Below are 16503 nucleotides of genomic sequence, written 5' to 3'. Positions count from 1 at the left end.
TGCTATCCGATCGAACCCGGGTCGCGCACCTCCGGCCCCCCGCCCAGTGAAGATCCGTACGAGAGGACCCGTACCCATGGCCGATGCCCCCACCGGCAAGGTGACCTTCGTCGGGGCCGGCCCCGGCGCCGCCGACCTGCTGACGTTCCGGGCCGCGCGGGCCATCGCCGAGGCCGACGTCGTGATCTGGGCCGCCAGCCTGGTCCAGGCCGAGGTGCTCGAACACGCGCGCGAGGACGCGGAGATCCTCGACTCGGCGACGATGTCCCTGGAGGACGTGGTGGCCGTCTACCGGCGGGCCCGCGCCGAGGGGCTGCGGGTCGCCCGGATCCACTCCGGCGACCCCGCGCTGTGGGGCGGCACGCAGGAGCAGCTCGACCGGTGCGACGAGCTCGGCATCGGGACGGAGATCGTGCCCGGCGTCTCGTCCTTCTCGGCGGTCGCCGCGATCGCCGGTCGCGAGCTGACCGTTCCCGAGGTCGCGCAGTCGGTGATCCTGACCCGGCTCGGCGGCGGCAAGACGCCGATGCCGCCCGGCGAGGAGGTGCGCGAGTTCGCCCGGCACGGCACGACCATGGCGCTGTTCCTGTCGGCGGCGCGCAGCGGCCAGCTGGTGCGGGAGCTGCTGGAGGGCGGCTATCCGACGACCACGCCGGTCGTCGTCGCCTATCAGGCGACCTGGCCGGAGGAGCTGGTCGTGAAGTGCACGATCGGCACCCTGGAGGAGACGGTCAAGGAGCACAAGCTCTGGAAGCACACGCTGTTCCTGGTCGGCCCGGCGCTGGACGCGGGCGGGACGCGCTCGCACCTGTACCACCCGGGGCACTTCCACGGCTATCGCAAGGCCGACCCCGAGGCCCGCAAGGCCCTGCGCGCCCGGGGCGCCGGCACGTGATCACGGTCGTCGGCACGGGGACCGGTGCGCCGCCGCCCGGGGACGTCCTCGCGGGGGCGGAGCTCGTCGTGGGCGGCCGGCGGCACCTGGACGCCGTACGGCCGCTGCTGCCCGCGACCGCCGAGCTGGTGGTCCTGGGCGCGCTGGCGCCCGCCCTGGACACCGTCACGGAGTACGTCGGCAAGGGACGGCCGGTGCTGGTGCTGGCCTCGGGGGATCCCGGGTTCTTCGGGATCGTGCGGGTGCTGTCGGAGCGGTTCGGGGCCGCGGCGCTCGATGTACGGCCCGGCGTCTCCTCCGTCGCGGCCGCGTTCGCCAGGACCGGGCTGACCTGGGACGACGCCGTGGTGGTCAGCGCGCACGGGCGGGAGCTGCGCACCGCGGTGCACGTGTGCCGCGCGTATCCGAAGACGGCCGTGCTGACCGGGCCGGGCGCGGGACCCGCCGAGCTGGGCGCGGCGCTCGCGCGGGCTTCGGCCGACCGGGTCCTGGTGGTGGCCTCGGCGCTGGGCGACCCGGCGCGCGAGCGCGTCGAGCGGGTGACACCGGCGCAGGCCGCCGCCCGGGACTGGGGGTCGGCGGTGAGCGTGGTGCTGTGCCTGGACGAGTCCCGGACGGCGCGGGGCGGGGCGCGGACGGTGGCCGGTACGGCGCCGGGGCCCGCGGGCTGGGCGCTCGCGGAGTCCGCGTTCGCGCACCGCGACTCGATGATCACCAAGTTCGAGGTGCGGGCCCTGGCGCTGGCCCGCCTCGGTCCGCGCCCCGGCGACCTGGTGTGGGACGTCGGCGCGGGCTCCGGTTCGGTGGCGGTGGAGTGCGCGCGGCTGGGGGCCGCCGTGAGCGCCGTGGAGAAGACCCCGGACGGGGTCGGCCGGATCCGTACCAACGCCGCTCAGCACAACGTCTACGTGCACGTGGTGCACGGCGCGGCGCCGCACGCGCTGGCCGGACTCGACGACCCCGACGCCGTGTTCGTCGGGGGTGGCGGCCGTGAGCTGCCCGGGATCGTCGACGCGTGCGCGCGGCGGGCCCGGCGGAGCGTGGTCGTCGCGATGGCCGCCCTGGACCGGGTGCCGGCGGCGCGGGCGGCGCTGATCGGCGCCGGGTTCGACTGCGACGGAGTGCTGCTCCAGTCGTCGCGGCTGGTCCCGCTGCCGGGTGACGTGACCCGGCCGGCCGCGACCAATCCCGTTTTCCTGCTGTGGGGCAACCGCCCCGCGGCGCGTACCGAAGGAGTTGCCCTGTGATCGGCCTCATTTCCGCCACCGCGGCGGGGGCGGCGGCGCGCGACCGGCTGGCCGCGGCCTGGCCGGACCGCACGCGGGTCTACGACGGACCCGTGGCGGACGCCGTACCGCGGGCGTTCGCGGAGTGCGGGCAGCTGGTGTGCTTCCTGGCGGCCGGGGCGGTGGTACGGCTGGTCGCGCCGCTGCTGGGCGACAAGCGGACCGACCCCGGTGTGGTGTGCGTCGACGAGGCCGGCCGGTTCGCCGTGTCGCTGGTCGGCGGCCACGGCGGCGGCGCCAATGAACTGGCCCGCGCGGTCGGCAAGTTGCTGGGCGCCGAGCCGGTGGTGACCACGGCGACGGACGCGGTGGGCGTGCCCGGCCTCGACACGCTCGGCCTGCCCGTGGAGGGGGACGTCGCCGGGGTGACCCGCGCCCTGCTGGACGGGGAGCCGGTCGCGCTGGCCTCGGAGGTGCCCTGGCCGCTGCCCGCGCTGCCGTTGGGGACGCGGGGCGCGTACACGGTCCGGCTGACCGACCGGACCGTGGCGCCGGCCGACCGCGAAGTGCTGCTGCGCCCGCCGTCGTTGGTGGTCGGCGTCGGGGCGTCCAGGGGTGCGACCGTCGACGAGGTGCTGGGGCTGGTCGAGGCCGCGCTGCGGGACGCCGGGCTCAGCGCCGCGTCCGTCGCCGAACTGGCCACCGTCGACGCCAAGTCCGACGAGCCCGGCGTCGTCGCCGTCGCCGAGCGGCTGGGGGTGCCGCTGGTGACGTACTCCGCCGGGGAGTTGGCGGCCGTCGAGGTGCCGAACCCGTCCGGCGCGCCGCTCGCCGCGGTCGGCACCCCGTCCGTCGCGGAGGCCGCCGCGCTGGTACGGGGCGGTGAACTCCTCGTCCCCAAGCGGAAGTCGGAGCGGGCGGACGGCCGGCCTGCGATGGCGACCTGCGCGGTCGTACGGCGGCCGGGGCGCGGGCGGCTCGCGGTGGTCGGGCTCGGGCCCGGCGCCCGGGACCTGCTGACGCCGCGTGCCGAGGCGGAGTTGCGCCGGGCGTCCGTGCTCGTCGGGCTCGACCAGTACGTCGACCAGATCCGCGATCTGCTGCGGCCCGGCACCCGGATCCTGGAGTCGGGGCTCGGCGCGGAGGAGGAGCGGGCCCGCACGGCGGTCGCCGAGGCGAGGCGCGGCGCGGCGGTCGCGCTCGTCGGGAGCGGGGACGCGGGGGTGTACGCGATGGCCTCGCCCGCGCTGGCCGAGGCGTCGGACGACATCGACGTGGTCGGGGTGCCCGGGGTGACGGCGGCGCTCGCGGCCGGGGCGATCCTGGGCGCGCCGCTGGGCCACGACCACGTCTCCATCAGCCTGTCGGACCTGCACACGCCGTGGGAGGTCATCGAGCGGCGGGTACGGGCCGCGGCCGAGGCGGACCTCGTCGTGACGTTCTACAACCCGCGCAGCCGGGGCCGCGACTGGCAGCTGCCGAAGGCCCTCGCGGTCCTCGCGGAACACCGGGAGCCGTCGACGCCGGTCGGTGTCGTGCGCAACGCGTCGCGCCCCGACGAGTCCAGCCGGGTGACGACGCTGGCCGCGCTGGATCCGGCGACGGTCGACATGATGACGGTCGTGACCGTGGGCAACACGGCGACCCGGCGGATCGCGGGACGGATGGTGACCCCGCGCGGCTACCGCTGGCAGCAGGACCCGGGGACGGCCCAGCAGGAAGAGACGCGGACCGTCCCGCACGCGCGGACCCGGGAAGAGACGCAGGAAGACCCGCAGCGAGGCCCGCAGGAGGGTGCCCGGTGAACCGTGTCGTCCATCCGATCGAACAGGAGTCCTTCCGGCGGCTGCGCGCCCGTCTGGACACCTCGCACTTCCCGCCGCTGTCGCGGGCGGTCGTGGAGCGGGTGATCCACTCCGCCGCCGACCTCGACTACGCCGACGATCTCGTCCTGGACGAGGGCGACCTGGCGAAGGCGTACACGGCGCTGCACGCCGGGGCGCCGGTGGTGGTGGACGTGGAGATGGTGGCCGCGGGGATCACCCGCCGCGACACCGTCTGCCGGCTGCGCGACGCGCGGTCCGGACCGGGGCTGACCCGGTCGGCGCACGCCGTCCGGCTGGCGTACGAGGAGGTCGGCCCGGGCGCCCTGTGGGTGATCGGCTGTGCGCCGACCGCCCTGGAGGAACTGCTGACGCTGGACGCCTCCCCCGCGCTCGTCATCGGGCTCCCCGTCGGCTTCGTCGGGGCGGCCGAGTCGAAGGCCGCGCTGCGCGAGAGCGGGCTGCCCGCCGTGAGCAACGTGTCCGAGAAGGGCGGTTCCGCGGTGGCCGCGGCCGCCCTCAACGCCCTGCTGTACCACAGCATTCCGCAATCCGAGGAGCAATCGTGACCACCCCGCCGCCCGCCCTGCTCATCGCCGGCCATGGCACCCGGGACGAGGCCGGAGCCGAGGCGTTCCGCGACTTCGTACGGGAGTTGGGGCGCCGCCACCCCGAACTGCCCGTCGCGGGCGGCTTCATCGAGCTGTCCTCGCCACCGCTCGGTGAGGCGGTGACCGAACTGGTGGAGCGGGGGGCGCGCCGGTTCGCCGCGGTGCCGCTGATGCTGGTGTCCGCAGGGCACGCCAAGGGGGACATCCCGGCGGCCCTGTCCCGGGAGAAGGAACGCCACCCCGGGATCTCGTACACCTACGGGCGTCCGCTGGGCCCGCACCCGTCGCTGCTGGACGTGCTGGAGCGGCGCCTGGACGAGACGCTCGGCGAGGCGGGCCGCACGCCCGGGGACCGGGCCGGGGTGACCGTGCTGCTGGTCGGGCGGGGCTCCACCGACCCGGACGCCAACGCCGAGGTGCACAAGGCGGCGCGGCTGCTGTGGGAGGGGCGCGGTTACGCGGGCGTGGAGACGGCGTTCGTGTCGCTGGCCGCGCCGGACGTGCCGAGCGGCCTCGACCGGTGCGCGCGGCTGGGCGCCCGGCGGATCGTGGTGCTGCCGTACTTCCTGTTCACCGGCATCCTGCCGGACCGGGTGCGGCGGCAGACCGAGGACTGGGCGGCCGCGCATCCGGAGGTCGAGGTGCGCTCGGCGGACGTGATCGGGCCCGAGCCGGAGCTGCTGGACCTGGTGATGGAGCGGTACGCGGAGGCCGTGAAGGGCGATCTGCGGATGAACTGCGACTCGTGCGTGTACCGCATCGCGCTGCCGGGCTTCGAGGACAAGGTGGGGCTGCCGCAGCAGCCCCACTTCCACCCGGACGACGACGGACACCACGACGGTCACGAGGGCGGCCACGGCGGCGGTCACCACCACGGGCACCACCAGCACGGGGGGCACACCCACTCCCATGCGCGCTGACGACGTTCCCGGGGACGGCCCCGACCTGCGGCACCACGGTGACGCGGAGGTGCGCGACGACGGGGCGGAGCTGGTCGACCTGGCCGTCAACGTACGGGCGGGCACGCCCCCGGTGTGGCTGCGGGAGCTGATCGCCGGGTCGCTGGACGGCCTGGCCGCCTATCCGGACGGGCGGGCCGCGCGGGCGGCGGTGGCGGCGCGGCACGGGCTGCCGGTGGACCGGGTGCTGCTGACGGCCGGCGCGGCAGAGGCGTTCGTCCTGCTGGCGCGGGCGCTGAAGGTGCGCCGGCCGGTGGTCGTGCATCCGCAGTTCACCGAGCCGGAGGCGGCGCTGCGGGACGCCGGGCACACCGTCGACCGGGTGCTGCTGCGCGCCGAGGACGGCTTCCGGCTGACTCCGGGGGCGGTGCCCGAGGAGGCGGACCTGGTGGTGATCGGCAATCCGACGAACCCCACCTCGGTCCTGCATCCGGCGGACGCGATCGCCCGGCTCGCGCGTCCCGGGCGGACGCTGGTGGTCGACGAGGCGTTCGTGGACGCGGTGCCGGGTGAGCGGGAGGCGCTGGCCGGGCGGACGGACGTGCCGGGTCTGGTGGTGCTGCGCAGCCTCACCAAGACCTGGGGGCTGGCCGGGCTGCGGATCGGGTACGTGCTCGCTGCCCCGGAGACGGTCACCGCCCTGGAGCGGGCCCAGCCGCTGTGGCCGGTCTCCACGCCCGCGCTCGCCGCGGCCGAGGCGTGTGTGAGCCCCCGGGCCCTCGCGGAGGCGGACCGGGCGGCCCGCCGGATCGCCGGCGACCGGGCCCATCTGGTCGCGGGACTCGCCCGGTTCGCGGCGGCGGGAGTGCGGGTCGTGGAGCCCGCCGAGGGCCCGTTCCTGCTGGTACGGATGCCTGCGGCGGATGCCGTGCGAGAACGGTTGCGGACGCTGGGCTTCGCGGTGCGGCGCGGGGACACCTTCCCGGGCCTGGGCGAGGAGTGGATCCGCCTCGCGGTACGGGACCGGGAGACGACGGACGCCTTTCTGGGGGCGCTGGAGCAGGCATTGGCCTGATGCGGCGGGGCCTGCGTGGTGAGGCGGGAGCTTTGGCACCCGCCCGGGGCGGGGCGGGGGATTCCTCCCGGCCCCCGCCCCGCCCCCTGCCTCCTCCCGTCCCCCGGGGGAGGCAGTTCCGACCCCCCGTTCCCCGGTGAGGCGGCCCCGCCCCTTCCGGGGTGGTCAGCCCCGGCGCGGGCGGCACCGCCCCTTCCGGAGTGGTCAGCCCCGGCGTCGGGACAGCGCCACCGCTCCCCCGCCCGCCACCAGGAGCGCGGCCGCGCCGCCCACCAGGTACGGGGTCACCGAACTCCCACCGGTCTGTGCCAGGTCGGCCTGCGCGGGCGCGCCCTTGGTCGTCACGTCGGAGGTTCCCTGCTCGGCGGCCGCCGCGGGCGCGGAGGACCCGGGCGCGGAGGACTCGGGTGCATCGGCCGCCTCGGGAACCTCGGCCGCCTCAGGGGCCTCGGGGGTCTCACAGGTCGCCTTCGCGAGGCTCAGGGTGCCCTTGACCTCGGCCACGTTCAGCTTCAACGGGTTGATGGACACGGTGAGTTCGAGCGCGGTCGCGGCCGCCGTACGGGAGGTGGTCTCGCGCTTCGACAGGTCCAGACGCACCTCGCCGACGCCGGGCACCTTCACGTCCGTGGGCCCGCCCGCGGTCAGCCTGGTCCGCTTGCCGAGGACGGTGACCGCGCCCAGGACGTTCGCCGAGGCGACCGGCGTCTCCCCGGCCTCGCAGGTCGCCTTCGAGGTGATGCCGTCGACCTCGATGACGGACAGCAGGGGCAGACCGGGCACGTGCAGCCGGACATGGGCGAGCTCGGTGGAGCCCTCGGCCTTGTCGTCGGTGACCGTCGCCTTCGCCGTCGCCACGTCGGCGCTCAGCACGCTGAACGGCTTCCCGCCGTCGACGCCGTCGAGGCGGGCGCTGAGCGCGGTCCGCCGCGCGTGCTGCCGCTTCGACGCCTCGACCTCGTTGAGCGAGACCGCGAGGGGGACGTCCGCGGTCCTGTTCAGCAGGGCCACGTCGAGTCCGGTGCGCAGGACGGCGGCGCTCGCGCGGCCCTGGCCGCCGGTCGCGTGGGCGGTGTCAGCCGCGACGAGGGCCGCGGGACCGGCGGCCAGGGACGTGGCCGCCGCGACGGCGGCGAGACGGCGTGCGGGCATGCGGAAGTGGTTGCCGTTCAAGGCGTGGGACCCCCAGAAGTGACGTGCTCGGGACCCGGCAAGGATTACGCACCAAGGGTGAACGGGCGGCCATCTCGGGGCACTTCACTCCATCGTGGGATTTCCGTGCACTTTTTCGAATCTTGCTGCACGGATGTTCCACCCGGTCACCCCCACGCCTCACACTGCGCGCGCACGGATCGCCGACCGCGTGCGCGAGAGGGCGCAACGACCCACCGACCCGGCCGGTCACGCGTCGTCAACCCGGTGCGCCGTGAGGGAGCGCGAGCCCGGGCGCGTCGACGTGGTGGCCGCCGAGGTGTTCAGCCGACGACGTGTCCGTTCAGCACCACCCGCAGCGGAGCGGCCAGCACCCGTACGTCCGCCCGCGGGTCCCCCTCGTACACGACCAGGTCCGCCGGCGCCCCCTCCGTGAGGCCGGGGCGGCCCAGCCAGCCGCGCGCGCCCCAGGCGGTGGCCGAGAGCGCCTCGACCGCGGGGAGGCCGGCCGTCACCAGTTCCGCGACCTCCGCGGCCACCAGGCCGTGCGCGAGGCTGCCCCCGGCGTCGGTGCCGACGTACACCGGGACGCCGGCGTCGTAGGCGGCGCGCACGGTGTCGTAGCGGCGCTCGTGCAGCCGCCGCATATGGGCCGACCAGCGCGGGTACTTGCGCTCGCCGCCCGCGGCGAGCTGCGGGAAGGTCGCGATGTTGACGAGGGTCGGCACGATCGCGACGCCGCGCTCCGCGAACAGGGGGATCAGGTCCTCCGTCAGACCGGTGGCGTGTTCGATGCAGTCGATACCGGCCTCGACGAGGTCGCGCAGGGAGTCCTCGGCGAAGCAGTGGGCGGTGACCCGGGCGCCCAGCCGGTGGGCCCGCGCGATCGCCGCCTCGACCGCCTCGCGCGGCCAGCAGGCCGACAGGTCGCCGAGGTCGCGGTCGATCCAGTCGCCGACCAGCTTGACCCAGCCGTCGCCGCGCCGGGCCTCCCGGTCGACGTACGCGACCAGTTCGTCCGGCTCGACCTCGTGCGCGTAGCCGCGGATGTAGCGCCGGGTACGGGCGATGTGCCGGCCGGCCCGGATGATCTTCGGGAGGTCCTCGCGGTCGTCGACCCAGCGGGTGTCGGAGGGCGAGCCCGCGTCCCGGATCAGCAGGGTGCCCGCCTCGCGGTCGGTCAGCGCCTGCTTCTCCGCGACGTCCGCGTCGACCGGGCCGTGCGCGCCGAGGCCCACATGGCAGTGCGCGTCGACGAGGCCGGGCAGCACCCAGCCCTCGACGGTACGGATGTCGCGGGCGCCGGCGGGACGGTCGTAGGAGATCCGTCCGCCGACCACCCACAGCTCGTCCCGGACGTCCGTGTCGTCCGGGCCGACGAGCACCCGACCCTTCACGTGCAGCACCGCGTGATCGCTCATGCACCGCACCTTAGTGAGCCGTCAGGCCGGTCCGCCCACCTGGTCCGAGGTCTCCTCCTCCACCTCGGCCATGGCGGGGTCGAGGAGGCGGGAGAGGAAGTGGCGGGTGCGTTCGTGGCGCGGTCTGCCGATGACCTCGGCCGGGCGGCCCTCCTCGACGATCACCCCGCCGTCCATGAAGACGACCCGGTCGGCGACCTCGCGCGCGAAGGTCATCTCGTGGGTGACCACCATCATCGTCATGCCCTCGTCCGCGAGCATGCGCATGACGGCGAGGACGTCCCCCACCAGCTCCGGGTCGAGTGCCGAGGTCGGCTCGTCGAAGAGCATCACCTCGGGCCCCATCGCGAGGGCGCGGGCGATGGCGACGCGCTGCTGCTGGCCGCCGGAGAGGGCGCCCGGATAGGCGTCGGCCTTCTCCGCGAGGCCCACCCGGGCGAGGTTCTCGGCGGCGGTCCGGGCCGCCTCCGCCTTGCCCCGGCCGAGCACCCGGCGCTGCGGCAGCGTGAGGTTCTCGGTCACCGACAGATGGGGGAAGAGGTTGAACTGCTGGAAGACCATGCCGATACGGCGGCGTACGGCGTCGATGTCGACGTCGGGGTGCGTGACCTCGGTACCGCCGACGAACACCTGGCCCCTGCTCGGCTCCTCCAGGAGGTTCACGCAGCGCAGCAGGGTCGACTTGCCGGAGCCGGACGGGCCGATGACGCAGACGACCTCGCCCTGGCCGATCTCCAGATCGATACCGCGCAGGACCTCGTTGTCGCCGAAGGACTTGTGCAGGTCCTTCACCTGGATCTCGGGTGTGCTCACTTGGCGGCCTCCCCCGACTTCGCTTCGAGACGGCGTACGACGAAACCGAGCGGGATCGTGACGAGCAGGTAGCACAGGCCCGCGACCAGGATCGGTGTGGAGTTGGCGGTCGTGCTGGCCAGGTCGCGGCCGTACTTGGACAGCTCCCGTTCCTCCAGGGTGACACCGAGGAACAGCACCAGCGAGGAGTCCTTGAAGAGGGTCACGAGTTCGTTGGTGAGCGGCGGGAGAATGATCCGGAACGCCTGCGGGACGATGATCGAGACCATGGCCCGGGCGTGCGAGAAGCCCAGCGAACGGGCCGCCTCCATCTGCCCCCCGGGCACGGCCTGGATGCCCGCGCGGAACGTCTCGGCCATGTACGCGGCCCCTACCAGGCCGAGCGCGATGGCGACCTTGCCGTACGTGCCGCCCGGGATCTCCGTGCCCGGGAACGCCAGCGGCACCGCGACGCCCACGAAGATGAAGATCAGCAGGGCGGGCAGACCGCGGAAGACCTCGATGTAGATTCCGGCGAACCAGCGGTAGGGGCCCACCGACGACAGCCGCATCAGGGCGATGACGATGCCCAGCACGAGGCCGACGACGAAACCGGACACCGTGTAGAGGACGGTGTTCTTCAGCGCCAGCGTGATGACCTCGGGGAACATCTGCTTGACCAGGTCCCACTGGAAGAACTGGTTCTTCAGACGGCCCCAGTCCGCCGTGACCGCGAAGGCGATCACGGCGGCCACGAAGACGACGTACTGCGCACCGCGTGAGATCCGGCGCTTCTGGCGCCTGCTCAGGCCGGACCTGCGGGGCTGGAGGGAGGTGTCGGCACCACTCATGAGGCGGACGGGGAGGCGGCGGCCGCGTCGTACGGGCCGATCCACTTCTCGTAGAGCTTCTTGTACGTGCCGTCGGCCTTGGCGTCCGCGATGGCCTTGTTGATGGCGGCGAGGAGCTTGGTGTTGCCCTTCTTCACCGTGAAGCCGTACTGCTCACCGGTGTTGAGGTTGTCGACCACCTGGAAGGCGTCGGCGTTGGCCTTGTCCTTCAGCCAGCCCTGGACGACCGGGTAGTCGATGATGACGGCCTGCACCTGTCCGGTGCGCAGCCCGCTGAGGACCGCGTCGGAGGACTCGAAGGAGATCGGGTCGAGGCCCTGCTTCTTCGCGTAGTCCTCGCCGGTGGTCTGCGCCTGGGCGCCGAGCTTCTTGCCCTTCGCCTTGACGTCGGCGAGCGAGGTGATGCCGCTCTTCTTGTCGACCAGGACGGCCTGGGTGGCGTCGAAGTACGGGTCGGAGAAGTCGACGTTCTTCTTGCGCTCCTCGGTGATCGTCATACCGGCGGCGGCGAGGTCGCACTGCTCGGAGTTCAGGAACGCGCCCGTCTTGAAGTTCTCGAAGGGCGTGTCGACGATGGCCTGCTTCACACCCAGGTCGTCGGCGACCAGGTCGATCAGCGACACGTCGAAGCCCTGCACCTTGCCGTCGATCTCGGACTGGAAGGGCGGGTACGGCAGATGGGTGCACGTGGTGAGCTGACCGGCCTTGACGAGTTCGACCCCGCCGGCCGCCGTCTTCGTGGCGCCGGAGCCGCTGCCGCCGGAGGAGCATCCGGCCACGAGGACCAGTCCGGCCGTCGCCGCGGTGGCGGCCAGGACGCGGGTCCGGCGTCCGAGAGGGGTGTTCACGGGGTGACCTCCTGAAGGGGTCCGTGGGGGTTATGGGGTGCTGTGAGCGAGCTGTGGGTTCCGATTATAAGGAGATGTTTGGGTCTCTCAAATCAAACCGATGGCTACGCGACCGTACAGCCTAAGAAGTCACCGGTCGGCGAGGGGCGCCGGTCGCCGGATACTCTCGTCAGCGTCGACCATCCGTGAGCGGTCGGCCACCCGTGAGTGACAGAGAGCGAAGAGAGCACCGCCGTGACCCACCCGTTCCTCGACCTGCCCCCGCTGAGCGCCGCGCGCTTCGCCTCGATCGAGGACCGGGTGGCCCGGCTCCTCGGCACCCGCCAGGACGTCGTGATCATGCAGGGCGAGGCGCTGCTGCCGCTGGAGGGCGCGATCCGCGGGACCGCCGGCCCCGGCACGACGGCGCTGAACGTGATCACCGGGCCGTACGGGCAGACCTTCGGCGACTGGCTGCGCGACTGCGGGGCGGAGGTGATCGACCTGGCCGTGCCCTTCCACACGGCCGTCACCGCCGACCAGGTGCGCGCCGCCCTCGCCGAGCACCCGGAGATCGACTTCGTGTCGCTGGTGCACGCCGAGGCGGCGACCGGCAACACCAACCCGGTCGCGGAGATCGGCGAAGCGGTACGGGCCCACGGCGCCCTGTTCTACCTGGACGCCGTCGCCTCCGTCGGGGCCGAGCCGGTGCTGCCGGACGCCTGGGGCGTCGACCTGTGCGTGATCGGCGCGCAGAAGGCGATGGGCGGCCCGGCCGGCGTGTCGGCGGTGTCGGTGAGCGAGCGGGCCTGGGCCCGGATGGCCGCCAACCCCGGGGCGCCGCGCCGGTCGTACCTGTCGCTGCTCGACTGGAAGCAGCGCTGGGTCGACGGCGGCCGCAAGGCGCTGCTGCACGCACCGGCCCAGCTGGAGATGCTCGCGCTGGAGGCGTGCCTGGAGCGGATCGAGAGCGCGGGCCTGGACGCGGTGATGGCCCGGCACCGGAGCGCCGCGCTGGCCACCCGGGCGGGGGCGGTGGCGCTGGGCGGCGGTCTGGAGCCGTACGTGTACGAGGAGCGGGACGCGGCACCGGTCGCCACGACGCTGCGGACGACCTCGGGCGTGGTGGCGTCGGAGCTGGTGGCGCGGGCGCTGGCGGCGGACCCGGCGCTGCCGCTGGCCGCGGGCGGGGGCGCGCTGGCGAAGGAGATGATCCGGGTCAACCACTACGGGGCCGACGCGACGCCGGAGGCCGTGCGGGCGAGCCTGGCGGCCCTGGGCGCCGCACTGGCCGGGCAGGGCCTGGACGTGGACCCGCAGGCGGCACGGCAGGCCGCCGAGAGCGCCTGGCACTGAGGACCCGCCCGACAATTCAGAATTCGCAGCGATTCAGGAATCCCCGGCTCCGATCCATGGATCCGGGGATTCCCGTACACAGGGATTATCGAATTCCGATCCAAAGTAGCTCCCCGCATTCTCCTGCCCGCCGATCACGTACCTAAACGCAAATATTCCGAGCGCATTCGAGCGGGTGTTTCGCGGGGATTCCGTGAAGGTCGCACCCATGTGACACGTTCCACAAGCCGACCGCTTTGCGGCTTTCATCACGGCCAAATCAGTATATTCGGCGCACCTCGGTGCTCCTGCGCGCCCCCGCGCGTTAACACGGGACGGGCTCAGAAGTAAGCCCGTCCCGCCATGCATTTTTTAATTCCCCTCGGTAAATTGAATTTGCATGACCGCCGTACAAGCAGACCTGCTCATCGACCGCCCGTCGGTGTCGGACGGGGCCGATATCTGGCGCATCGCCAAGGACTCCGGGACACTCGACCTGAACTCCTCCTACAGCTATCTGCTGTGGTGCCGCGACTTCGCCGGGACATCGGCGGTGGCCCGCGGACAGGACGGGCGGCCCGTCGGGTTCGTCACCGGGTACGTCCGGCCCGAGCGCCCGGACACCCTGCTCGTCTGGCAGGTGGCGGTCGACCCCGCCCACCGCGGCCGCGGCCTCGCCGCCGCGCTGCTCGACGGGCTGACCGCCCGGATCTCCGCCGAGCACCCGCTCGCCCGCGTCGAGACCACCATCACCCCGGACAACACCGCCTCCGAGCGCCTGTTCACCTCGTACGCGGCCCGGCACGGGGCGACTGTCACCCGTGAGGTGCTGTTCGCCGCGGGCCACTTCCCCGACGGCCCGCACGCGCCCGAAGTCCTGTACCGCATCGGCCCGTTGACCCACCCGTCGTACTGACACCCGTCGCACCGAGATCCGTCGCACCGACACCCGTCGCACCGAGGAGCGTTTCGCCGTGACCATCACCCAGCCCGACCTGAGCGTCTTCGAGACCCTGGAGTCCGAGGTGCGCAGCTACTGCCGCGGCTGGCCGGTCGTCTTCGACCGCGCGCAGGGCAGCCACATGTACGACGAGGACGGCCGCCGGTACCTCGACTTCTTCGCCGGCGCCGGATCACTCAACTACGGCCACAACAACCCCGTGCTCAAACGGGCGTTGATCGACTATCTGCTGCGCGACGGGGTCACCCACGGGCTCGACATGTCGACCGTCGCCAAGCGGTCGTTCCTGCGGACCTTCCAGGACCTGGTGCTGCGCCCGCGCGACCTGCCGTACAAGGTCATGTTCCCGGGGCCGACCGGCACCAACGCCGTCGAGTCCGCGCTGAAGCTGGCGCGGAAGGTGAAGGGCCGCGAGGCCATCGTGTCGTTCACCAACGCCTTCCACGGGATGTCGCTCGGGTCGCTCGCCGTGACCGGCAACGCGTTCAAGCGGGCGGGCGCCGGCATACCGCTGGTGCACGGCACGCCCATGCCGTTCGACAACTACTTCGACGGCCTGGTGCCGGACTTCCTGTGGTTCGAGCGGCTGCTGGAGGACCAGGGCTCCGGCCTGAACAAGCCCGCCGCCGTGATCGTGGAGACCGTGCAGGGCGAGGGCGGCATCAACGTCGCCCGCCCGGAGTGGCTGCGCGCGCTCGCCGCGCTGTGCGAGCGCCAGGACATGCTGCTGATCGTCGACGACATCCAGATGGGGTGCGGACGCACCGGGGCCTTCTTCTCCTTCGAGGAGGCGGGGATCACCCCCGACATCGTCACCGTCTCGAAGTCCATCAGCGGCTACGGGATGCCGATGTCGCTGTGCCTGTTCAAGCCGGAACTCGACGTGTGGGAGCCCGGCGAGCACAACGGCACCTTCCGCGGCAACAACCCGGCGTTCGTGACGGCGACGGCCGCGCTGGAGACGTACTGGGCCGACGGGGCCGCCATGGAGAAGCAGACCCGCACCCGCGGCGAACAGGTGGAGCAGGGGCTCGTCTCGATCGCCGAGGAGAACCTCGCCGACGTCCGCGAGTACCGGGGCCGGGGGCTCGTGTGGGGTCTGGAGTTCCACGACAAGGGCCGCGCCGAGCGGGTCGCCCGGCGGGCCTTCGAACTCGGGCTGCTCATCGAGACGTCCGGCCCGGAGAGCGAGGTGGTGAAACTGCTGCCCGCCCTCACCGTCACACCCGAGGAACTGGACGAGGGCCTGCGCGTCCTGGCCCGCGCCGTCCGGGAAACCGTCTGACAAGGAGGAGACACACCACTCATGATCGTCCGATCGTTCAAGGACATCGAAGGAACCGACCGACACGTCAAGGCGAAGTCCGGCACCTGGGAGAGCAAGCGGATCGTCCTCGCCCGGGAGCGGGTCGGCTTCTCGGTGCACGAGACCATCCTGTACGCCGGGACCGAGACGTCGATGTGGTACGCCAACCACATCGAGGCCGTCGTATGCACCAGGGGCGAGGCAGAGCTGACCGACCACGAGGCCGGCCGGACGTACACGATCACCCCCGGCACCATGTACCTCCTGGACGGCCACGAGCGGCACACGCTGCGCGTCAAGGAGGACTTCCACTGCCTCTGCGTGTTCAACCCGCCCGTCACGGGCCGGGAGGACCACGACGAGAACGGCGTGTACCCCCTGCTCACCGAGCCCGAGGAGGTGTGACGCCGATGACCGTGATCACCGACCTGTACCCCAGCCGCGGCACCGGCGAGGTCGCCGTCCCGCGCCAGGACCCGGTCCTCTGGGGCGCCCCGGACACACCGGGACCGGTCTCGACCGCCGACCTCCAGGCCTACGAGCGCGACGGCTTCCTCACCGTGGACCGGATCATCGGCGACGACGAGGTGGCCATCTACCGGCGGGAGCTGGAGCGGCTGGTCGCCGATCCGGCCGTCCGCGCCGACCCGCGCTCCGTCAGGGAGCCGAAGTCGCAGGAGATCCGGTCCGTCTTCGAGGTCCACCGGATCAGCGAGGTCTTCGCGCGGCTCGTCCGCGACGAGCGGGTGGTCGGCCGGGCCCGGCAGATCCTCGGCTCGGACGTCTACGTCCACCAGTCCCGCATCAACGTCAAACCGGGGTTCGGGGCCGGCGGCTTCTACTGGCACTCCGACTTCGAGACCTGGCACGCCGAGGACGGTCTGCCGAACATGCGCACGGTGTCCGTCTCGATCGCGCTGACCGAGAACCACGACACCAACGGCGGCCTCATGATCATGCCGGGCTCGCACCGGACGTTCCTCGGGTGCGCGGGGGCCACCCCGCGGGACAACTACAAGAAGTCCCTCCAGATGCAGGACGCGGGCACGCCCTCGGACGAGGCGCTGACCGCGCTGGCGGACCGGCACGGCATCAAGTTGTTCACGGGCCGGGCCGGTTCGGCGACCTGGTTCGACTGCAACTGCATGCACGGGTCCGGCGACAACATCACGCCGTTCCCGCGCAGCAACGTCTTCATCGTCTTCAACAGCGTGGAGAACGCGGCGGTGGAACCGTTCGCGGCACCGGTGCGACGGCCCGAGTACATCGGGGCGCGGGACTTCACCCCGGTCCGGTGACCCACCCCCGGCGGGGTCCGGCCAGGGGGTC

The 16503-nt window shown here is 73.0% G+C and carries 16 protein-coding genes; 11 read left to right on the top strand and 5 right to left on the bottom strand.

Annotated elements, in window-relative coordinates; translation table 11 throughout:
- The first annotated feature begins 76 nt into the window (after positions 1-76).
- Genes cobM through cobC form a run of 6 tightly spaced genes read left to right on the top strand, consistent with a single transcriptional unit; the run spans position 77 to position 6529 of the window.
- The gene (cobM, locus tag ACZ60B_RS36515) at positions 77-895 is read left to right on the top strand and encodes a precorrin-4 C(11)-methyltransferase (protein ID WP_469394911.1); all 819 of its coding nucleotides are present in this window, start codon (positions 77-79) and stop codon (positions 893-895) included.
- Positions 892-2142: a precorrin-6y C5,15-methyltransferase (decarboxylating) subunit CbiE gene (cbiE, locus tag ACZ60B_RS36510; protein ID WP_469394909.1), complete on the top strand. Its 1251-nt coding sequence runs from the start codon at positions 892-894 to the stop codon at positions 2140-2142. Before cobM ends, cbiE begins: the two co-directional genes overlap by 4 nt.
- On the top strand, positions 2139-3926 hold the full coding sequence (gene cobJ, locus ACZ60B_RS36505) for a precorrin-3B C(17)-methyltransferase (RefSeq protein WP_469394907.1): 1788 nt from the start codon (positions 2139-2141) through the stop codon (positions 3924-3926). The genes cbiE and cobJ overlap by 4 nt, the downstream gene beginning before the upstream one ends.
- Positions 3923-4513 (top strand): precorrin-8X methylmutase, encoded by a 591-nt coding sequence (locus ACZ60B_RS36500; protein WP_469394905.1) that lies wholly within the window; start codon positions 3923-3925, stop codon positions 4511-4513. Before cobJ ends, ACZ60B_RS36500 begins: the two co-directional genes overlap by 4 nt.
- Complete coding sequence (locus ACZ60B_RS36495) at positions 4510-5475, top strand: sirohydrochlorin chelatase (RefSeq protein WP_469394903.1); 966 nt, start codon at positions 4510-4512, stop codon at positions 5473-5475. The genes ACZ60B_RS36500 and ACZ60B_RS36495 overlap by 4 nt, the downstream gene beginning before the upstream one ends.
- Positions 5465-6529 carry an Rv2231c family pyridoxal phosphate-dependent protein CobC gene (cobC, locus tag ACZ60B_RS36490; RefSeq protein WP_469394901.1) on the top strand — a complete coding sequence of 355 codons (1065 nt, stop codon included), beginning with the start codon at positions 5465-5467 and terminating at the stop codon, positions 6527-6529. Before ACZ60B_RS36495 ends, cobC begins: the two co-directional genes overlap by 11 nt.
- 204 nt (positions 6530-6733) lie before the next feature.
- On the opposite strand, the gene ACZ60B_RS36485 is transcribed toward cobC, so the two are convergent.
- The 5 genes from ACZ60B_RS36485 to ACZ60B_RS36465 form a co-directional block, all read right to left on the bottom strand.
- Positions 6734-7702 (bottom strand): SCO1860 family LAETG-anchored protein, encoded by a 969-nt coding sequence (locus tag ACZ60B_RS36485; RefSeq protein ID WP_469394899.1) that lies wholly within the window; start codon positions 7700-7702, stop codon positions 6734-6736.
- A gap of 302 nt (positions 7703-8004) precedes the next feature.
- Positions 8005-9102: an amidohydrolase family protein gene (locus ACZ60B_RS36480; RefSeq protein WP_469394896.1), complete on the bottom strand. Its 1098-nt coding sequence runs from the start codon at positions 9100-9102 to the stop codon at positions 8005-8007.
- 21 nt (positions 9103-9123) lie between these two features.
- A complete protein-coding gene (locus ACZ60B_RS36475; protein ID WP_469394894.1) occupies positions 9124-9915 on the bottom strand; it encodes an amino acid ABC transporter ATP-binding protein in 792 nt (263 codons plus the stop codon).
- Positions 9912-10745 carry an amino acid ABC transporter permease gene (locus ACZ60B_RS36470; RefSeq protein WP_469394892.1) on the bottom strand — a complete coding sequence of 278 codons (834 nt, stop codon included), beginning with the start codon at positions 10743-10745 and terminating at the stop codon, positions 9912-9914. The genes ACZ60B_RS36475 and ACZ60B_RS36470 overlap by 4 nt, the downstream gene beginning before the upstream one ends.
- A complete protein-coding gene (locus ACZ60B_RS36465) occupies positions 10742-11593 on the bottom strand; it encodes a transporter substrate-binding domain-containing protein (RefSeq protein ID WP_469394890.1) in 852 nt (283 codons plus the stop codon). The genes ACZ60B_RS36470 and ACZ60B_RS36465 overlap by 4 nt, the downstream gene beginning before the upstream one ends.
- 234 nt (positions 11594-11827) lie before the next feature.
- On the opposite strand from ACZ60B_RS36465, the gene ACZ60B_RS36460 reads away from it, so the two are divergent.
- The 5 genes from ACZ60B_RS36460 to thpD all read left to right on the top strand — a co-directional run bounded on the left by ACZ60B_RS36460 (position 11828) and on the right by thpD (position 16472).
- A complete protein-coding gene (locus tag ACZ60B_RS36460; RefSeq protein WP_469394888.1) occupies positions 11828-12928 on the top strand; it encodes a pyridoxal-phosphate-dependent aminotransferase family protein in 1101 nt (366 codons plus the stop codon).
- Positions 12929-13307: 379 nt separating this feature from the next.
- On the top strand, positions 13308-13823 hold the full coding sequence (ectA, locus tag ACZ60B_RS36455) for a diaminobutyrate acetyltransferase (protein WP_469394886.1): 516 nt from the start codon (positions 13308-13310) through the stop codon (positions 13821-13823).
- A 58-nt stretch (positions 13824-13881) separates the two neighbouring features.
- On the top strand, positions 13882-15153 hold the full coding sequence (ectB, locus tag ACZ60B_RS36450) for a diaminobutyrate--2-oxoglutarate transaminase (protein ID WP_469394884.1): 1272 nt from the start codon (positions 13882-13884) through the stop codon (positions 15151-15153).
- 21 nt (positions 15154-15174) lie between these two features.
- Entirely contained in the window at positions 15175-15579 is a 405-nt protein-coding gene (locus ACZ60B_RS36445; protein WP_469394882.1) for an ectoine synthase, read from the top strand.
- A gap of 5 nt (positions 15580-15584) precedes the next feature.
- The gene (thpD, locus tag ACZ60B_RS36440; RefSeq protein ID WP_469394880.1) at positions 15585-16472 is read left to right on the top strand and encodes an ectoine hydroxylase; all 888 of its coding nucleotides are present in this window, start codon (positions 15585-15587) and stop codon (positions 16470-16472) included.
- Positions 16473-16503 lie beyond the last annotated feature (31 nt).

The sequence above is a fragment of the Streptomyces sp. NPDC104096 genome, assembly GCF_055584385.1.
This window is presented reverse-complemented; position numbering and strand designations above follow the sequence as displayed.

What these genes read in the sequence shown, in the direction of transcription:
- ACZ60B_RS36470 (WP_469394892.1), bottom strand. Translation starts at nt 10,745, where the DNA reads ATGAGTGGTGCCGACACCTCCCTCCAGCCCCGCAGGTCCGGCCTGAGC.
- cobM (WP_469394911.1), top strand. Translation starts at nt 77, where the DNA reads ATGGCCGATGCCCCCACCGGCAAGGTGACCTTCGTCGGGGCCGGCCCC.
- thpD (WP_469394880.1), top strand. Translation starts at nt 15,585, where the DNA reads ATGACCGTGATCACCGACCTGTACCCCAGCCGCGGCACCGGCGAGGTC.
- ACZ60B_RS36480 (WP_469394896.1), bottom strand. Translation starts at nt 9,102, where the DNA reads ATGAGCGATCACGCGGTGCTGCACGTGAAGGGTCGGGTGCTCGTCGGC.
- ectA (WP_469394886.1), top strand. Translation starts at nt 13,308, where the DNA reads ATGACCGCCGTACAAGCAGACCTGCTCATCGACCGCCCGTCGGTGTCG.
- cobC (WP_469394901.1), top strand. Translation starts at nt 5,465, where the DNA reads ATGCGCGCTGACGACGTTCCCGGGGACGGCCCCGACCTGCGGCACCAC.
- ACZ60B_RS36445 (WP_469394882.1), top strand. Translation starts at nt 15,175, where the DNA reads ATGATCGTCCGATCGTTCAAGGACATCGAAGGAACCGACCGACACGTC.